17 protein-coding genes are annotated in these 17481 nt (G+C 61.4%); 12 read left to right on the forward strand and 5 right to left on the reverse strand.

Going from position 1 to position 17481, the window contains the following annotated elements:
- Together AK821_RS00695 and phnE are read left to right on the forward strand one after the other, a co-directional pair.
- The coding region (locus AK821_RS00695) for a PhnE/PtxC family ABC transporter permease (protein WP_064387674.1) at positions 1-731 on the forward strand (731 nt) is incomplete at its 5' end.
- On the forward strand, positions 728-1495 hold the full coding sequence (phnE, locus tag AK821_RS00700; RefSeq protein ID WP_064387675.1) for a phosphonate ABC transporter, permease protein PhnE: 768 nt from the start codon (positions 728-730) through the stop codon (positions 1493-1495). The genes AK821_RS00695 and phnE, both read left to right, overlap by 4 nt.
- A gap of 77 nt (positions 1496-1572) precedes the next feature.
- On the opposite strand, the gene AK821_RS00705 is transcribed toward phnE, so the two are convergent.
- Complete coding sequence (locus AK821_RS00705) at positions 1573-3561, reverse strand: peptidase U32 family protein (protein WP_064387676.1); 1989 nt, start codon at positions 3559-3561, stop codon at positions 1573-1575.
- A 178-nt stretch (positions 3562-3739) separates the two neighbouring features.
- On the opposite strand from AK821_RS00705, the gene AK821_RS00710 reads away from it, so the two are divergent.
- From AK821_RS00710 to AK821_RS00720, 3 genes are all read left to right on the forward strand, one after another.
- On the forward strand, positions 3740-4603 hold the full coding sequence (locus AK821_RS00710) for a LysR family transcriptional regulator (protein ID WP_064387677.1): 864 nt from the start codon (positions 3740-3742) through the stop codon (positions 4601-4603).
- A 112-nt stretch (positions 4604-4715) separates the two neighbouring features.
- The gene (locus AK821_RS00715) at positions 4716-5861 is read left to right on the forward strand and encodes a sterol desaturase/SRPBCC family protein (protein WP_064387678.1); all 1146 of its coding nucleotides are present in this window, start codon (positions 4716-4718) and stop codon (positions 5859-5861) included.
- Positions 5858-6934 (forward strand): SMP-30/gluconolactonase/LRE family protein, encoded by a 1077-nt coding sequence (locus tag AK821_RS00720; RefSeq protein ID WP_064387679.1) that lies wholly within the window; start codon positions 5858-5860, stop codon positions 6932-6934. The genes AK821_RS00715 and AK821_RS00720 overlap by 4 nt, the downstream gene beginning before the upstream one ends.
- A 133-nt stretch (positions 6935-7067) precedes the next feature.
- Here the strand turns inward: AK821_RS00720 and AK821_RS30875 are convergent, their stop codons facing one another.
- Positions 7068-7232, reverse strand: a complete 165-nt coding sequence (locus AK821_RS30875) for a hypothetical protein (RefSeq protein WP_007912545.1) — start codon at positions 7230-7232, stop codon at positions 7068-7070.
- A gap of 109 nt (positions 7233-7341) precedes the next feature.
- A complete protein-coding gene (locus tag AK821_RS00725) occupies positions 7342-7584 on the reverse strand; it encodes a DUF465 domain-containing protein (RefSeq protein ID WP_064387680.1) in 243 nt (80 codons plus the stop codon).
- A gap of 204 nt (positions 7585-7788) precedes the next feature.
- On the opposite strand from AK821_RS00725, the gene AK821_RS00730 reads away from it, so the two are divergent.
- Positions 7789-8310, forward strand: a complete 522-nt coding sequence (locus tag AK821_RS00730) for a DUF4142 domain-containing protein (RefSeq protein WP_064387681.1) — start codon at positions 7789-7791, stop codon at positions 8308-8310.
- A gap of 361 nt (positions 8311-8671) precedes the next feature.
- Here the strand turns inward: AK821_RS00730 and AK821_RS00735 are convergent, their stop codons facing one another.
- On the reverse strand, positions 8672-8935 hold the full coding sequence (locus AK821_RS00735; RefSeq protein ID WP_064387682.1) for a hypothetical protein: 264 nt from the start codon (positions 8933-8935) through the stop codon (positions 8672-8674).
- A gap of 248 nt (positions 8936-9183) precedes the next feature.
- On the opposite strand from AK821_RS00735, the gene AK821_RS00740 reads away from it, so the two are divergent.
- The 6 genes from AK821_RS00740 to AK821_RS00765 are packed head-to-tail and all read left to right on the forward strand — an operon-like array spanning position 9184 to position 14609.
- On the forward strand, positions 9184-10035 hold the full coding sequence (locus tag AK821_RS00740) for an STAS domain-containing protein (protein WP_064387683.1): 852 nt from the start codon (positions 9184-9186) through the stop codon (positions 10033-10035).
- A gap of 2 nt (positions 10036-10037) precedes the next feature.
- Entirely contained in the window at positions 10038-10400 is a 363-nt protein-coding gene (locus tag AK821_RS00745; RefSeq protein WP_007912539.1) for an STAS domain-containing protein, read from the forward strand.
- Positions 10397-10801, forward strand: coding sequence for an anti-sigma regulatory factor (locus AK821_RS00750; protein WP_003225570.1), 405 nt, complete (start codon positions 10397-10399; stop codon positions 10799-10801). The genes AK821_RS00745 and AK821_RS00750 overlap by 4 nt, the downstream gene beginning before the upstream one ends.
- Complete coding sequence (locus tag AK821_RS00755) at positions 10798-11808, forward strand: ATP-binding protein (protein ID WP_064387737.1); 1011 nt, start codon at positions 10798-10800, stop codon at positions 11806-11808. Before AK821_RS00750 ends, AK821_RS00755 begins: the two co-directional genes overlap by 4 nt.
- A complete protein-coding gene (locus tag AK821_RS00760; RefSeq protein WP_064387684.1) occupies positions 11801-12676 on the forward strand; it encodes a sensor histidine kinase in 876 nt (291 codons plus the stop codon). Before AK821_RS00755 ends, AK821_RS00760 begins: the two co-directional genes overlap by 8 nt.
- Positions 12666-14609, forward strand: a complete 1944-nt coding sequence (locus tag AK821_RS00765) for a response regulator (RefSeq protein WP_064387685.1) — start codon at positions 12666-12668, stop codon at positions 14607-14609. Before AK821_RS00760 ends, AK821_RS00765 begins: the two co-directional genes overlap by 11 nt.
- 212 nt (positions 14610-14821) lie before the next feature.
- Here the strand turns inward: AK821_RS00765 and AK821_RS00770 are convergent, their stop codons facing one another.
- A complete protein-coding gene (locus AK821_RS00770; protein ID WP_064387686.1) occupies positions 14822-17455 on the reverse strand; it encodes an excinuclease ABC subunit UvrA in 2634 nt (877 codons plus the stop codon).
- Between the last annotated feature and the right edge of the window lie 26 nt (positions 17456-17481).

Raw genomic sequence — 17481 nt, forward strand, 5'->3', positions numbered from 1 at the left:
AACTGGATCTGGGCGTGCTGCTGCAAGATGACAGCCGCAGCGAAATGGGTCGTTTCGTTTCGGCCTTCTGGCCGCCCGCGCACGATCAAGCGTTCTTGCAGCTGTTGCTCAAAGCCACGTTGCAAACCCTCGCCATCGCCACCGCCGGCATGGCCCTGGCGCTGCTGCTGGCGGTGCCGGCCGGGTTGCTGGCGAGTCGTGCACTGTCGTTGTCCGCCGCCTCGCGCGGTGGCGTGCCGAGCGCCATGGGCCGGTTGTTACGCTGGCCGATTCGCGGCTTGCTGATCTTTCTGCGTAGCGTGCCGGAGATCGTCTGGGCACTGTTGTTTGTCCGCGCGGTCGGTCTGGGGCCAGCGGCGGGCGTGCTGGCCATCGCCATCACCTACAGCGGCATGCTCGGCAAGGTCTACGCGGAGATTTTCGAATCCACCGATCAGCGCCCGGCCCACGCCTTGCTGCAATCGGGCAGCGGCCGGCTGGCGAGTTTTGCCTATGGCGTCATGCCCAATGTCGCGGCGGAACTGCTCTCGTACACGGTCTATCGCTGGGAATGCGCGATCCGCGCGTCAGTGGTGATGGGTTTTGTCGGTGCCGGCGGGCTCGGTCAGCAGATCGATCTGTCGATCCGCATGTTTGCCGGCGGAGAAGTCGCCAGCATGCTGCTGACCTTCCTGATACTGGTGCTGGCCGCCGACCAATTCAGCCGGTTGTTGCGCTGGGGGCTGGCATGAACCGCCTGATCAATCTGCTGCTGGTCACCGCTATCGTCGCGGCGGTCTTTGCCTCGTTCAGCTATCTGGGCCTGGATCTCGCTGAGCTTGGCAGCGCCAGTAGCCTGAAGCAGATGGGCGCTTACGTGCAGCGCTTTCTCAGTCCGGACTTGAGCACCGCTTACCTGCGAGCCATTGTTCACGGCTCGATGGAAACCCTCGCCATGTCGGCCCTCGGCACCCTGCTCGCGGCGATGCTGGGAATCATCCTCGCCCTGCCCGCCGCCGGGCGTTTCGGCTGGCCGCTACAAAGTGTTTCGCGGCTGTTGCTCAACGGTTTGCGGGCGATTCCGGAACTGGTCTGGGCGGCACTGATGGTGCTCGCTGCCGGGCTTGGGCCGAACGCCGGCACCCTCGCCCTCGCCCTGCACACCACGGGCGTGCTCGGCCGCCTGTTTGCCGAAGCCCTGGAAAACACCCCGCCGCAACCTGCCGAAGCGATCCGCTTGCAAGGCGGCAATCCGCTTCTGGCGTTCTGTTACGGCACCTTGCCGAACCTTACGCCACAACTGCTCGCCTACATTCTTTATCGCTGGGAAAACAACATCCGCATGGCCAGCGTACTGGGTTTTGTCGGTGCAGGCGGACTGGGCCAGATGCTCTATGTGAGCCTCAGCCTGTTTCAGGAGGCGCAAGCCAGCACGGTAATCCTGGCAATGCTGTTGCTGGTGTTGGCAGTGGATTCGTTGAGCGCCTGGAGCCGGCAGCGCTGGGTCAAGGCGTAAACAGCACGCCTCGGGCAGTCCTGCGGCCCGCTGCACGTCGGCAGGCGCGATGCCGCAGCAACGCGCCTGCCAGTCACTTAGTGCGGTGCGCGCGGGATGGTTTTCATCAGGTCTTCAGGGCTGATGTGGCCGACCACGCTGCCCGGTTGCGGCAGATTGAGAATGTGGCCCTTCATTTTGCCGATGATGTGCATCTCGCACGGTTTGCAGTCGAATTTCAGTGTCAGTACTTCATCGCCGTGGATCAACTGCATCGGCGCGACCTTGGTGCGCACGCCGGTCACGCCCTTGGCCTGTTTCGGGCACAGGTTGAAGGAGAAACGCAGGCAGTGCTTGGTGATCATCACCGGCACTTCACCCGCCTCTTCGTGAGCTTCGTACGCCGCGTCGATCAGCTTCACGCCGTGACGGTGGTAGAAGTCGCGCGCTTTCTGGTTATAGACGTTGGCGAGGAAGGTCAGGTGCGAATCCGGGTACACCGGTGGCGGGCTGGTTTCAGCTTTGCGGTGGCCACGCGGGTGCGCAGCGACACGCGCGGCGGTGAGGTTCTCGATCACTTCACGGCGCAGGGCTTTGAGCTGCGAGTTGGGGATGAAGAACGCCTCTGGCGCATCCAGCTTGATGTCGGTGGCGTGGTACTGCGTGGTGCCGAGCTGGCCGAGCAGATCGCGCAACTGTTCCAGCGCCTGCTCAGGCTTGTTGGCCACACCGAACGGACCGTTGAGGGTGACGCTGGCACTGATGCCTTCCTCGCTGGTGGCGGTCACTTCCAGCTGTTCTTCACGCAGACGCGCAACCCAGCTCAGGGCCACGCGACGCTCCGAAGAAGTCTTTTGCAGCGCCTGTTGCCAGTTGTGGTCGAGGTTGCGGTTCAACGGGTGATTCGGTCGCAGCTTGTACAGGCCTTCGGGCATTTCGTTCGGCTCGACGCGGTAGCGGTAACGCTTCTCGCCGTCTTCCTCGAACTCGCCTTTGGCCTCGGCGATGTTGGCGCGGAAACCGACCACTTCGCGCTTGACCAATACGTTCAGGCCATCACCGTTGGACAGCGGCTCGTGGGTCACCACTTGCATGTCACGCTTGGCGACTTTCTCGACGATGCCGACCGGCAGACCGGTGAAGGTCGGCGAGTCGAAAGCGCCGATGTCGATCTTGCGATCAGTGACGAAATAGTCGGTGCTGCCACGGTGGAAGGTTTTTTCCGGGTCAGGCAGGAAGAAGTGCGCGGTGCGGCCGCTGGAGGCGCGGGCCAGATCCGGGCGGTCTTCGAGCACGTCGTCGAGGCGTTGACGGTAATAGGCGGTGATGTTCTTCACATAGCCCATGTCCTTGTAGCGACCCTCGATCTTGAACGAACGCACACCGGCTTCGACCAGCGCGCGGATGTTGGCGCTCTGGTTGTTGTCTTTCATCGACAGCAGGTGTTTTTCGTAGGCGATCACGCCACCCTTTTCATCTTTGAGGGTGTACGGCAAACGGCAGGCCTGCGAGCAGTCGCCACGGTTGGCGCTGCGCCCGGTCTGCGCGTGGGAAATATTGCACTGCCCGGAGAAGGCCACGCACAACGCGCCATGGATGAAGAACTCGACGGCAGCATCGGTTTCATCGGCAATCGCACGGATTTCCTGCAGGTTCAGCTCACGGGCCAACACCAGTTGGGAGAAACCGGCCTGATCGAGGAATTTCGCTCGCTCAAGGGTGCGGATGTCAGTCTGGGTCGAGGCGTGTAGCTCGATCGGCGGAATGTCCAGCTCCATCACACCCAGATCCTGCACGATCAGCGCATCGACACCGGCGTCGTACAACTGATGGATCAGCTTGCGCGCCGGCTCCAGTTCGTTGTCGTGCAGGATGGTGTTGATGGTGGTGAAAATGCGCGCGTGGTAACGGCGGGCGAACTCTACCAGTTCGGCGATTTCACCGACTTCGTTGCAGGCGTTGTGGCGCGCGCCGAAGCTCGGGCCGCCGATGTACACGGCGTCGGCGCCGTGGAGAATCGCCTCACGGGCGATGGCGACATCGCGGGCAGGGCTGAGCAATTCCAGATGATGCTTGGGCAAGGACATAGTTTTTTTAGTCAGGCTGTCACGGTTAGGCGCGCATTCTACCCCTGAAACGCGTACCGGGCACGCCTCGGCTGCCCGATGGCCGGGGCGGCGCGACAAAGGCCTGTGCATGCTATCGACGATGACGCGCCGCCGAGGCTGCACTTACAATGCGCGAACCTTTTGCATTGGCCCGCCCATGGACATCGACCTCGCTCGCACCTTCCTCGAAATCGTCCGCCACGGCAGTCTCGCCGCCGCCGCGCAGAAGCTCTTCGTCACGCAAACGGCGATCACCGCCCGGGTGCAGAAACTCGAAAGCCAGTTGGGCAGCACCTTGTTCGTGCGCAATCGCGCCGGGGCGAAACTGACGCCCAATGGCGAGGCTTTCGTGGTCTACGCCAATCAACTGGTGCAGACCTGGGAAGCGGCGCGCCGGGATCTGCCGTTGCCTGAGGGTTATCACAACGTGCTGCACATCGGTGGCGAAGTCAGCCTGTGCAATCCGCTGATGCTCAGTTGGGCCGCCGAACTGCGCGAAAAAATCCCCGGGCATGCCCTGCGCATGGAAATCCGCGACGGCGAAAACCTCCTGCGCCAGCTCGAACTCGGCGTACTCGACGCGGCGCTGGTCTATCAGCCGGAATACTGGCCGGGACTGCAGGTGGAGCAAGTGCTGGAGGAAAAACTGATTCTGGTACGTGCGCCCGAGCGCCCGGATCCCTACGTCTACATCGATTGGGGCCCGGATTTCCGCCGTCAGCACGACGCCGCCCTGCCAGAAAAAGCCAAAGCCGCGTTGAGTTTCAACCTCGGCCCGCTGGCGCTGCAATACATTCTCGAACACGGTGGCAGCGGCTATTTCCGCACCCGCGTCGTGCGTACCTATCTGGAGAGCGGCGCACTCGAAGCGGTGACCAAAGCCCCGGAATTCAGCTATCCGACTTACCTGGTGTATTCGCGCGATCGTGACTCGGCGATCCTGCAACAGGCCTTTGACCTGCTGCGCGACGTGATCAAGGCCGATGACGACTGGTCGCAGCGCTGGAACCCGTTGAGCTGAACCGGCCGCTTTACACCGGATCATGGCGCATGTGACCTCAAGGTCCGGCCTGCACAAACGGCCGGATCGGCTAATCTGCCGGGTATAACAACGATACCGACAGGTGAGCGCAGTGAGGCAGACCACCGAGGCATTTCGCAGCCGCTACCGTGCGGCCATTCACCCGCTCTACAACCCGTGGCTGCACGGCGCTTTCGTGCTGCTGTTCGGGGTATTGGCCATTGGCGCTTTCTGGAGCCGCGTGCAACAGGTCAGTGGGCTGGAATGGCTGACGGTGCCGCTGACACTGTTGTTCTTCAACTTCGGCGTGTACACGGTGCACCGCCATCTCGGCCACCACAAAAAGGCTTTTGCCAAACTGTTCTACGCCCGCCACGCTGGCGACCATCACAGTTTTTTCACCCCCGGGCACATGACTTACGACAGCGCTCGCGACTGGCGGGTGATTCTGTTTCCGGCATGGCTGATCGTCGTTCATACGTTGCTGATCACCCTGCCGTTATGGTGGTTGTTCGCGCAATTCAACGCCAACGTCGCCGGGCTGTTTGGCGGTTGCATGGTCCTGGGCTATCTGACCTATGAAGTGTTTCATGCCTGCGAGCATCTGCCGCCGGACAACCCGGTGACGCGCCTGCCGTGGATCCGCCAGATGCGCCGCCTGCACGAACTGCATCATCGCCGCGAGCGCATGCAGGAGCGCAATTTCAATATCGTCCTGCCGTTGATGGACTACCTGTTCGGCACCCTGTACTGGGAACCGGAACCCGCCCCTTTGAGCTATTCGAGAATGCCCATGACCCGCATGCAGCACCAGATCGATATCACCGGTGAACCGATTGCCGTGCTCGCCTATGCCGCCAGTGTCGGGCGCTGGCCGGAGTGGCACCCGTCGTCGCTGAAGATCGACGGCCCACACGGCCCGCTGCATGCCGGCGCGCGCTTTGAAGAGGACATTCATGCCGGCGGCCGTGAAGGCCACTTGAGCTGGGAAGTGACTGAGTACCTGCCCGGCCGACGCTGGTGCGCGCGGGCGCAGGGCGATCATGGCTTGTCGTTGCTGCTGACCTATGAATGCGGCGCCGAGGGTAACGGCACGCGATTTGTGCGCACACTGGATTATCGCTTCGACGGCTTGGGCATGCGCATCGCCAATCACTTGCTGCTCAAGCGCCGCATCGAGCGCGAATCTGCCGCGTCGATGCTGGCCCTGCGTGACATGGCCGCGCAATACCTGTCATCGGCGAGGGCCAGCGCGTGAAGCTGCGACATCTGCTATTGCTACTGGTGCTCATCGTCATCGGTTTTTTATTGTTGATGCCGAGCAGAGTCGAACCCGTGGCCTGGACGCCGCCGCCAGCGCCATCGCTCAAAGAAGGCATTTACGCCGAGAACCAGAAACTCAAAGCCGCAGCTCAGGTCGGGCCGAGCGACATCGAGGGGCCGGAAGCCTTGCTGCTGGAAAGTGACTTCTTGATCACCGGACTGCACGACGGCCGACTGCTGCGCACCAGCCTCGACGGCCAGCAACGCAAAGTACTCGCCGACACCGGTGGCCGTCCGCTCGGTTTGGCCCGACATCCGAACGGCTTGCTGGTGATCGCCGACGGGGTCAAGGGCTTGCTGTCCCTTGATGCGCAAGGTCAGTTGATTCCTTTGACCACGGCGGCCAATGGTCTGGCGTTCGGCTTCACCGATGACGTCGCCATCGACCAGTCCGGGCATTACGCCTATTTCAGCGACGCTTCCAGTCGTTGGGGCTATGGCCATGACGGCGAAGCGATCATTGAGCACGGCGGTGACGGGCGTTTGCTGCGTTATGACTTTCAGAGCGGTAAAACCAGCGTGTTGCTGGATAAGCTGGAATTCGCCAACGGCGTGACCCTCGGTCCGGATGACGCCTATGTACTGGTCAATGAAACCGGCGCCTATCGCATCAGCCGTTACTGGCTGACCGGGCCGAAAGCCGGCACTCACGACCTGTTCATCGACAATCTGCCGGGGCTGCCGGACAACCTCGCGTTCAATGGCAGCAACCGCTTTTGGGTGGCGTTGTATGCGCCGCGCAATGCCTTGCTCGATGGCACCGCCGGGCACCCCTTCGTACGCAAGATGATTGTGCGGGCGTTGACAGTTTTGCCTAAGCCGGTGGAGAAGCGCGGGTTTGTCCTGGGGCTGGATCTGGAGGGCAAGGTGATCGCCAATCTGCAGGATGCCAGCAACGGCAATTATTCGCCGATTACCACGGTGCGCGAGTATGGGTCGTGGTTGTATTTTGGCTCGTTGAAGGCCACGCATATGGCGCGGATGCCGTTGGATGCGGCGCTGAAGTGAATCTGCTGGATTTGTATCGAGCGGACTGACGCCATCGCTGGCAAGCCAGCTCCCACAGGGTTCTCTGCTGACCACAGCATTTGTGGTCAACACAATTCACTGTGGGAGCTGGCTTGCCAGCGATGACGGTCTGTCAGTTGCTGGACTTATCGAACTTGTCCGGATCTTCGTCTTCAGGCAAATCCTCATCCGGCTCTTCGGGGTTAGCGGTGGTATGCGCCGGGCTGTTGGGTTCGGGATGGGTAGGAACCGGGTCGAATGCGCCCTGCTCTTCACTGGGGAATTTCGGATCGTTCATAAGGCACCTCGCAAAGAGTCGGGGATTGAAGACTCTGTACATTCGAGGTGCCGGTCGTGGCTGTCGTTCCCGTCAATCCGCAACCGCAGGTCGGCGGATCAATGGAGAGTCAGGACGGGGCCTGCAAATGGCTGACGATTTCGTCTTTCACCTTAAGGCGCTTCTCTTTGAGTTTTTTTAATGCATCGTCGGTGGGAGCATCCGAGGTGGCCGTTTCGGCCTTGACCACGTCGGCGTCGGCTTGGGAATACTTGTTGATCAGTGAATCCAGTCGTGGATCCTGGGTGCGTTTTTGCTGGATCTCTTCCTTCGTGCAACTCAAGTCCTGAAACAGGTCATGGGGAACCGGCATGGAACACCTCCGTCAGTTGATCGGCAGCCAGCGCGACCGATGCGCTGGCCCGTTATCAGAATGGCCTTGGTTGAGCCGTTCTGTCGACCACCTGTCAGACCAGCGGTGGCCGTTCGTCGCCCTGTCGCAAATGCGATAAAACCTTTGTCTGCAGCGTTGCCTCCATTGGATAACACCGACAACAACCTGCGTGGAGATACACCAATGGACGGATTCAACCTGCGTCATCTCGTTTTGGCTGTCGCCCTGAGCAGTGGCATGGGCAGTGCTTTCGCCGCGACGGACAATGACTTCGTCGATAACGCCGCAGCCGGTGGCATCGCCGAAATCGAAACCAGCCGTCTGGCCCTGGAAAAAAGCCAATCGGCGGACATCAAGGCGTTCGCCAACATGATGATCACCGATCACGGCAAAGCCAACGATGAACTGGCGACCATTGCCAAGGCCAATGACATCGAAGTCCCGGACACCACGACTCTGGTCAAACAGGCCAAGGAAAAAATCCTCGACCTGCGCGATGAATCCTTCGACGCCGCTTACGCCAATAATCAGGTGAAGGCGCATGAAGAGACCATCGAGCTGTTCAAGAAACAAGCCAATACCGTGACCGATGACAAGGTCAAAGGCGCTACGGAATTGAAGGCCTTTGCCCAGAAAATGCTGCCGGGGCTGGAAAAACACCTCGCCGCCGCCAAGGAATTGCAGGCCAAGCATCCGAGCAAGTAAACAGCCTTACCCTCACCCCAGCCCTCTCCCAAAAGGAGAGGGAGCCGACCGAGTCGGATGTTCGAGTTACGCCGACTTGAAAGTCTTGAGTCGAACTCAGGCTCTGAACAGCCCCAGATCGGCTCCCTTTCCCTTTGAGCGAGCGGGAGGGATTCGGGCGGGGTGAATGTTCGAGTTACACCGACCTGAAATCCCGAGTCGAACCTGGCTTTTGAAAGGCACCGAGATCGGCTCCCTTTCCCCCTCGCCCCCCTTGGGGGAGAGGGCTGGGGTGAGGGGGATCGATCTCAGCCACACCACCAGACTCAAGCGAAAAAAAGGCCGCATCCATAAGATGCGGCCTTGTCATATCCGCCGAACATCAACCCCCATCGGTATCAATATCGGCATCCGTCTCCTCCCCCGGCTTCGCCCGATCCGGCTGCGGTTCGAAGCCCGGACTGAACTCATTGTCGTTGTCCGTGTGCTGGTTTTTCTGATCCACCGCCGGATCGGCACTCTGCGCCTGCTCTTTTTCGCCCTGATGCTGCGTCGGCGCCGGCTGCCCCGGTACCTGCGGGTCGATAGCCGGATCATTGCGATTGATTGGTTCGCCAGATTGGCTCTGCTTCGTTTGCTCGTTCATGGCCACCTCGTTGGTCAAACACCCCCGACACACATCCGCCGGGTGTTAAAGATTCGAAGCCTGACCCGCGCCATCGTTCAAAACATCGCCGCTTGCGGCCACGCCGACTAGAGTTACCGGGACGTTACTTGCGCCAGATCAAAAATATACGTGCAGGAACGAACAACTATTTCGAGCGGCAAATGTCGATCACTTCGCGGCGATCATTTTCACGATCGCCCCCCAATTCGCGACGGAGCAACAGGCACATGGCAGCACTGCAGAACAGCACACTCGATGCGATGAAAAACAAACAAGCACAACTGCTGGGCGAATGGATCAACGGCCTGCAAGCCAGCGGTGCCACGCGTAATCTGAAAGAGCACGATCTGCAGCAACAGACCACGGAATTCCTGCAACTGGTGGTCAGTGGCATCGAGAACGACAACGGCACCAACATCGCCGCACCCGGTTGGGAGACCACCCGCCAGTTTCTCGAAAAGCTCTCCCACAGCCGCGCCCTGCTCGGCCAGGATTCGCAGCAGACCGCCAGTTTCATCTTCGCCCTCAAAGGCCCGTTGTTTAACTTGCTGCAGAGCCACTACAAAGAACAACCGGCGCTGCTCGCCGAACAGCTCTGGGAAATCTCCGAGCTGCTCGACGCCTTCGGCCTGCACACCATCCGCACCTTCCAGAAATCCCGCGAGGCGGTGATCAAGCGTCAACAGGAAGAACTGCTGGAACTGTCGACCCCGGTGGTCAAGCTGTGGGACGGCGTGCTCGCCCTGCCGATGATCGGCACCCTCGATTCGCAGCGCACGCAAGTGGTGATGGAATCGCTGCTGCAACGCATCGTCGACACCGGTTCGGAAATCGCCATCATCGACATCACCGGCGTGCCGACCGTCGATACCCTGGTCGCCCAACACCTGCTGAAAACCGTGACCGCGATCCGCCTGATGGGCGCCGACTGCATCATCAGCGGTGTGCGTCCGCAAATCGCGCAAACCATCGTCCACCTCGGTCTCGACCTGCAAGGCGTGGTGACCAAGGCCAATCTGGCCGACGCATTGAAACTGGCCCTGACTCGTCTGGGTGTCAGCCTCGTCAAGACGGTATAAGCATGGAACGTATCCCGATTCTCCAGATGGGCAAGTTCCTGCTGGTGACCATTCAGGTCGATATGCATGACCAACTCGCCCTCACCCTGCAGGACGACTTGTCCGAGCGCATCAGCAAGACCTCGGCGCGGGGCGTGCTGATCGACATCTCGGCGCTGGACATGGTCGACTCGTTCATTGGCCGGATGATCAGCACGATTTCCGGGCTGTCGAAAATCATGGACGCCGAAACCATGCTGGTCGGCATGCAGCCGGCGGTGGCGATCACCTTGGTCGAACTCGGTCTGACCCTGCCCGGGGTCAGCACGGCATTGAACGTCGAGCGCGGGATGAAACTGCTGCAGGAACGAGTAGACCGGCAATGACCGTACGCAGCAGCGGTACTCAACCCATCCACATCGAGCAGGATGTCGTGCTCGCGCGCCAGACCGCACGCAAACTGGCCACCGAATGCGGCATGCGCCTGATCGACCTGACGAAAATGGTCACAGCGGTCAGCGAACTGGCGCGTAACACCATGGTTTACGGTGGTGGCGGCGACATGGACTGGCAGATTCTCGATGAAGATCACAAGGTCGGTCTGCGCTTGACCTTCCGCGACGAAGGCCCGGGCATTGCCGACATCAAGCTGGCGATGACCGACGGCTGGACCTCCGGCAGCGGCATGGGCCTGGGCCTGACCGGGGCGAAACGGCTGGTCGAAGAGTTCGAACTCGATACCGAGCCCGGCAAAGGCACACGCATAACGATCACCCGATGGACATGAATATCGTGGGGACGTTGACCCAGGTTCTGCCAATCGAAGACAGCAGTCAGATCGGTTATGCCCGGCGCACCGCGCAGCAACTCGCTGAACAGCATGGCTTTGACGAGCGCGATGCCGGGCGTGTCGCGTTGGTTGCCACTGAACTGGCGAGCAATGTGCTCAAACATGCCACTCACGGCGCACTGCATCTTCGAGTATTACCTCGGCCCACGGGTTTCGGCATCGAGATGCTCGCGGTGGATCGCGCTCAAGGCTTTGATCTGGAGGCCTGCATGGCCGACGGATTCTCTACGGGCGGCACTCAGGGGATCGGCCTCGGCGCGGTATCGCGGCAGACCGAGGTGTTCGATGTCTATGCCGACGCGCGTGGCGCGGTGTTGCTGGCACGACTTTACCCACGCAACGACCGCGAACCGGATATCCGCTACGGCGTCAGTCAGCATTCGTTGCACGACGATCCGGCGTGCGGTGATGTCTGGCACCTGGCGTATGAAGGCGCCAGCATCTGCGCGCTGGTGATCGACGGCCTCGGCCATGGCGAGGAAGCCGAACGCGCTGGCCGCGCCGGCGCCAAAACCTTCGCCCTGACACCATTCGCCGAACCGGTCATGCTGATGGAAGACCTGCACCGCGACATGATCGGCACGCGTGGCGGCGCCGTCGCGTTTACCCAGTTTGACGGCAGGCGCGACAGCCTGACCTTCGCTGGCGTGGGCAACATCGGCGCCAGCCTGATCAACGCCGACAAGTCCCGTGGACTGCCCTCGCACCCAGGCATTGTTGGCGTGCAATACCGGAAAGCCCGGCCCTTTGACTATGCTCACGTGAACGGACATCTATTGATCATGTACAGCGACGGCTTGCAGTCCCGTTGGAACCTTCAAGACTACCCCGGCCTGGTGCACCGCCATCCCGCCGTGATAGCCAGCGTCCTGCACCGCGACTTCTGTCGCGGGCGCGACGATGTAACGGTGCTGGTCGTTGCCCTGGAGGCCGCCCATGGCTGAGTCGCCGATTCTGAGCAGTGCCGAGCAGGCCACGCTGATTGCCCAGTTGCAGAGCGAAACCGCTGCGCTGCGCGAAGAACTCGATGAAACCAATCAGGGCGTGCTGGCGCTGTACGCCGAACTCGATGTACAGGCGGAGGAACTGCGCCAGGCTTCGGATCTGAAAAGCCGTTTCCTGTCGTACATGAGCCACGAATTCCGCACGCCGCTGGGTTCGATTCTGAGCATCAACAGCCTGCTCGCCGACGAACTCGACGGCCCGCTCAGCCCGGAACAGCACAAACAGGTAGCGTTCGTCAGCACGGCGGCGCGCGAACTCAGCGACATGGTCGATGACCTGCTTGATCTGGCGAAGATCGAGGCCGGGCGCATCACCATTTCCCCGGCCTGGTTCGACATGTTCGACCTGTTCTCGGCCCTGCGCGGGATGTTCCGACCGATCGTCGACGCCTCGGCGGTCGATCTGATCTTCGAAGAGCCGGTCGGTTTGCCACGGCTGTACACCGATGACAAGAAACTCGCGCAGATCCTGCGCAACTTCATTTCCAACTCGCTGAAGTTCACCACCCGTGGCGAAGTGCGGGTTTCCGCGCGGCTCGAAGGGGCGGACAAGGTGCGCTTTGCCGTCAGTGACACCGGAATAGGTATCGCTGCCGAGTTGCATGGCGCATTGTTCGAAGACTTTTCCCAGGTCGACTCGCCGTTGCAGAAACGTCTGCGCGGCACCGGGCTGGGCCTGTCGCTGTGTAAACGCTTCGCCGCCCTGCTCGGCGGTGAAGTCGGGATGGACAGTGCGCCGGGGGTCGGCTCGACCTTTTTCGTGATCATCCCGTTGGCGATCGCTCTGGAGAACGTCGATGAAACGTGACATCCGCCTGTTGATCGTCGACGACAACGTCGCCACCCGCTACGCCTTGCGCCGGCGACTGGAGCGTCACGGCTATGAGGTGCTGGAGGCCGGCACCGGCAGCGAGGGGCTGGCGCTGATTGAAAGCGAAACGCTCGACGCGTTGATCCTCGACGTCAATCTGCCGGACATGAGCGGTTTCGACATCGTGCGGATTCTGCGCGCGGACAGCCGCACGGCGCTGCTGCCAGTGATCCATGTGTCTGCAGCGTCGATCCAGACCGGCGACATCATCACCGGCCTCGACGCCGGCGCCGATGCCTACCTGATTCACCCGGTCGATCCCGACGTGCTGCTGGCCACCCTGCGCACGCTGCTGCGGGTACGCGACACGGAAAATGCCCTGCGCGAAAGCGAGGCGCGCTTCCGCGAGATTTTCGTCAATGTGTCCGCGCCGATCGCGGTGCTCGATGCCAGCCTCAAGGTGCATGAGTGCAACCATGCCTTCGCGCAACTGATTCTCGACAATCAGGACCCGCAAATCCTGCGTGAATGCTTCGCCGAGGAGCAGAGCGCCATCCTCAATGAACTGCGCTTGCGCCTGGTCGATGGCGAGCGCTGGAAAGGCACGCTGAACATGCGCGTGCAGGGTGAGATCCGCGAGACCGAGTGGCAGATTTCACCGTACCGCACGCCGGAACTGAGCCTGGTGTTCGTCGAAGACGTCACCGAACACCGCCATCGCGAACGCTCGCATCTGGCCCGCCTTGACGACACCACCACGCAACTGGTCAAGGAAACCGCCGAACGCGTGCGGGCCGAGGCGCAATTGCTGCAAGTGCAGAAAATGGATGCGCTGGGCAAGCTCACCGGCGGCATCGCCCATGACTTCAACAACCTGCTGACCGGGATCATCACCAGCCTGGAACTGATCCAGAAACGTGTCGCCGACGAGCGTCTGGACAAAGTGCAGTTTTATTCCGAAGCGGCGCTGAATTCGGCAATGAGCGCGGCGTCGCTCACCCATCGTCTGCTGGCCTTTGCCCGCCAGCAGCCTTTGGACACGCGGCCGGTGGACATCAACGAGCACGTACGTTCGCTGGAAGAACTGCTGATGCGCACCATCGGTGAACGCATCACCCTCAAGCTCGAGCTGACCAACAAACCGGCGATCGCCCTGGTCGACCCGGTGCAGCTGGAAAGCGCGGTATTGAATCTGGTGATCAACGCCCGCGATGCGCTGCCGACAGGCGGCAATGTCTGGGTCAGCACCTACGCCGCCTATTCCCATGGCGACCCGAATCTGGCCGACGGCGCTTACGTGGCACTGTCGGTGCGTGACGACGGTACCGGGATCGAACACAACGTCATCGACAAGGTCTTCGATCCGTTTTTCACCACCAAACCGTTGGGCCAGGGTACTGGGCTGGGGTTGTCGACGATCTATGGGTTTGCTCGTCAATCGGGCGGCGATGCGCATATCCGCAGCGTGGCGCGACGCGGTACCGAAGTGACGATCATGTTGCCGGCCACCACCGACCCGACCGGCGCCGACATCCCCCCAGCCGTAATCGATCCGCAAGGCAGCGGTGAGCATGTACTGATTGTCGAAGACATGCCGTCGGTGCGCATGTTTGTCACCGAAGTGCTGGAGGACGCGGGTTATCGCTGCACCCAGGCGGCGGATATCGAAACGGCGCTGGAGCGCTTGCAGAACGATGAATCAATCAACTTGCTGCTGACCGATGTCGGCCTGCCGCGCATGAGCGGGCGCGAGTTGGCGGATGTTGCGCGGGGCTGGCGTGATGGGCTGCCGATTCTGTTCATGACCGGGTATGCGGAAACGGCGATCAATCGCCAGGTGTTTCTGGGCAGTGGCATGGATATGCTGGTCAAGCCGTTTCAGATCAGCGAGCTGCTCGACAAGGTCCGCCGCACGCTCGATGGTGCCTGAGCCAATGCTTTCGTGAGCAAGCTCCCACAGATATTTCTGTAGATTACAGATCCAATGTGGGAGCGAGCCTGCTCGCGAAGGCGTTAGCTCAGTGACTTCATCTGTGACTGACACTCCGCTTTCGCGAGCAGGCTCGCTCCCACAGGGGGCTTGTGTGTTCTGTTATCCAGTTCACACCACAAAAACCTGTGGGGCCAGCCGGAACACCGCAATTACCGGCTCAAGGCCCGCGCCAAAAACGGGGCCGTCCTGCTCTTCTTGCTCGCCGCAACCTTCTGCGGCGTGCCCGCCACGACAATCCTGCCGCCCTGATCCCCCGCCCCCGGCCCGATGTCGATCACCCAGTCACTCTGCGCCACCACGCGCATTTCGTGCTCGACCACGATCACCGTATGCCCCGCCGTCACCAACGTATCCAGCTGTTCCAATAGCCGATCAACATCGCGCGGATGCAGCCCGGTGGTCGGTTCATCCAGCACATACAAGGTTGCGCCGCGCTGGTTGCGCTGCAACTCGGTGGCCAGTTTGATGCGTTGTGCTTCACCGCCGGACAGCTCTGTGGCCGGCTGACCCAAACGCAGATAACCCAGGCCGATGTCACGCAGCACTTCCAGTGAACGGCGAATCCCCGGTTGCTCGGCAAACACCGTTACCGCTTCATCGACGGTCAATTGCAGCACCTGCGCAATGCTCAAGCCATCCCACAGGATCGCCAGTGTTTGTGGGTTGTAGCGCGCGCCGTGACAGGTCGGGCATGGCGCATACACGCTCGGCATGAACAACAACTCCACACTGACAAAGCCTTCCCCCTCGCACGTGGCGCAACGGCCCTTGGCGACGTTGAAGGAAAACTGCCCGGCGTCATAGCCCGCCTCACGTGCTTCAGGGGTCGCGGCGAACAGCTTGCGCACGTTGTCGAACAGTCCGGTGTAGGTCGCCAGATTGGAACGTGGCGTGCGGCCGATGGGCTTCTGATCAACCTGCACCAGTCGCTTGATCGACTCCAGCCCAGACGTAACCTGACCGCTGCTGAGCTGCGGTGCGTCGTCTTCGAGGCTGAGTTCTTCCGGTTCGCTTTCCACTGTTGGACGCCCCAACTGCGCGCCGACCAGTTCCAGCAAGGCCTGACTGACCAGGCTCGACTTGCCGGAACCGGAGACGCCGGTCACCGAGGTGAAGCAGCCCAACGGGAATTCAGCGCTGAGGTTGTTCAGGTTATTGCGGGTGATTCCGTCGAGTTTCAGCCACGCCGTCGGTTTGCGCGCCGTTCTTGTCTGGCGTTGCGATTCGGCAAACAGATACGCGCGAGTCTGCGATTGTTCGATCGCGGCCAGTCCTGCAGGTGGGCCGCTGTACAGCACCTGCCCGCCCTTTTCCCCCGCCGCCGGGCCGACATCGATCAGCCAGTCAGCGCGGCGCATGGTTTCCAGGTCATGCTCGACCACAAACAGCGTGTTACCGTCAGCCTTCAAGCGTTGCAAGGCCTCGAACAGCGCCTCACCATCGGCCGGGTGCAAACCGGCGGAAGGTTCGTCGAGCACGTAAATCACCCCAAACAATTGCGAGCCCAACTGCGTCGCCAAGCGCAAGCGCTGCAACTCACCCGACGATAGCGTTGGTGTGCTGCGCTCCAGCGCCAGATAACCGAGGCCCAGATCGGTCAGGGTGCTGACCCGTTCCAGCAAATCCTCGGCAATGCGCTGCGCCGCCAAGCGTTTTTCCAGCGACAGGTTCGGCGTGTGTCGCACATCCGGCGCACTGCCATGCCCGCTGGCACCATGGGCCACGCGCTGCTGGCGGGCTTCGCGGGTTTGCGCGTGGCTCAAGGTCTCGCCGGTTTCCTCGGCGTGCTCCAGATAACTTTGCGCTGCCACGGGTTTCAAAACCTCGGCCACTTGCAACAACGGCATCTGCGACAACTCGCCAATGTCGTACCCGGCAAACGTCACTGACAACGCTTCGCGCTTCAGGCGCTTGCCATCGCACAACGGGCAAGGGCTGCCGAGCATGAATTGCGAGACGCGCTTCTTCATCAGCGCACTTTGCGAATGGCTGAACGTGTGCAGGATGTAGCGGCGGGCGCCGGTGAAAGTGCCCTGATAACTCGGCTCCATCTTGCGTTTGAGGGCGACGCGGGTTTCTTCCGGAGTCAGCCCGGCGTACACCGGCACGGTCGGGGTTTCCTCGGTGAAGAGGATCCAGTCGCGCTGCTTTTTCGGCAGTTTCTTCCACGGGATATCGACGTCGATGCCCATGGTCACAAGGATGTCGCGCAGGTTCTGGCCCTGCCACGCCAACGGCCAGGACGCCACGGCGCGCTGGCGAATGGTCAGGTTCGGATCCGGCACCATCAGCGCCTCGGTGACCTCATAGACACGGCCGATGCCATGGCACTCCGGGCAGGCGCCTTGCGGGGTGTTCGGCGAAAAGTCCTCGGCGTACAACATCGGCTGCCCCGGCGGATAACTGCCGGCGCGCGAATAGAGCATGCGGATCAGGCTCGACAACGTGGTAACGCTGCCCACCGACGAGCGCGTGCTCGGCGTGCCGCGTTGCTGTTGCAGGGCCACGGCCGGCGGCAGGCCTTCAATCGAATCGACGTCCGGCACGCCGACCTGATCGATCAGCCGCCGCGCATACGGCGCCACCGATTCGAAGTAGCGGCGCTGGGCTTCGGCATACAAGGTGGAAAACGCCAGTGACGACTTGCCCGAACCGGACACCCCGGTGAACACCACCAGCGCATCGCGGGGGATGTCGACGTCGACGTTCTTCAGGTTGTGTTCACGCGCGCCACGTACCCGGACCATGCCGGCGGGCGCTTTGGAGGTACGTTTGGAAGTCATCGACCTGCCTTGGTGAAGGAATGTTC

This window comes from Pseudomonas sp. RIT-PI-r, assembly GCF_001297015.1.
Lineage (GTDB): Bacteria > Pseudomonadota > Gammaproteobacteria > Pseudomonadales > Pseudomonadaceae > Aquipseudomonas.

What these genes read in the sequence shown, in the direction of transcription:
- phnE (WP_064387675.1), top strand. Translation starts at nt 728, where the DNA reads ATGAACCGCCTGATCAATCTGCTGCTGGTCACCGCTATCGTCGCGGCG.
- AK821_RS00705 (WP_064387676.1), bottom strand. Translation starts at nt 3,561, where the DNA reads ATGTCCTTGCCCAAGCATCATCTGGAATTGCTCAGCCCTGCCCGCGAT.
- AK821_RS00710 (WP_064387677.1), top strand. Translation starts at nt 3,740, where the DNA reads ATGGACATCGACCTCGCTCGCACCTTCCTCGAAATCGTCCGCCACGGC.
- AK821_RS30875 (WP_007912545.1), bottom strand. Translation starts at nt 7,232, where the DNA reads ATGAACGATCCGAAATTCCCCAGTGAAGAGCAGGGCGCATTCGACCCG.
- AK821_RS00725 (WP_064387680.1), bottom strand. Translation starts at nt 7,584, where the DNA reads ATGCCGGTTCCCCATGACCTGTTTCAGGACTTGAGTTGCACGAAGGAA.
- AK821_RS00730 (WP_064387681.1), top strand. Translation starts at nt 7,789, where the DNA reads ATGGACGGATTCAACCTGCGTCATCTCGTTTTGGCTGTCGCCCTGAGC.
- AK821_RS00735 (WP_064387682.1), bottom strand. Translation starts at nt 8,935, where the DNA reads ATGAACGAGCAAACGAAGCAGAGCCAATCTGGCGAACCAATCAATCGC.
- AK821_RS00740 (WP_064387683.1), top strand. Translation starts at nt 9,184, where the DNA reads ATGGCAGCACTGCAGAACAGCACACTCGATGCGATGAAAAACAAACAA.
- AK821_RS00745 (WP_007912539.1), top strand. Translation starts at nt 10,038, where the DNA reads ATGGAACGTATCCCGATTCTCCAGATGGGCAAGTTCCTGCTGGTGACC.
- AK821_RS00750 (WP_003225570.1), top strand. Translation starts at nt 10,397, where the DNA reads ATGACCGTACGCAGCAGCGGTACTCAACCCATCCACATCGAGCAGGAT.
- AK821_RS00755 (WP_064387737.1), top strand. Translation starts at nt 10,798, where the DNA reads ATGAATATCGTGGGGACGTTGACCCAGGTTCTGCCAATCGAAGACAGC.
- AK821_RS00760 (WP_064387684.1), top strand. Translation starts at nt 11,801, where the DNA reads ATGGCTGAGTCGCCGATTCTGAGCAGTGCCGAGCAGGCCACGCTGATT.
- AK821_RS00765 (WP_064387685.1), top strand. Translation starts at nt 12,666, where the DNA reads ATGAAACGTGACATCCGCCTGTTGATCGTCGACGACAACGTCGCCACC.
- AK821_RS00770 (WP_064387686.1), bottom strand. Translation starts at nt 17,455, where the DNA reads ATGACTTCCAAACGTACCTCCAAAGCGCCCGCCGGCATGGTCCGGGTA.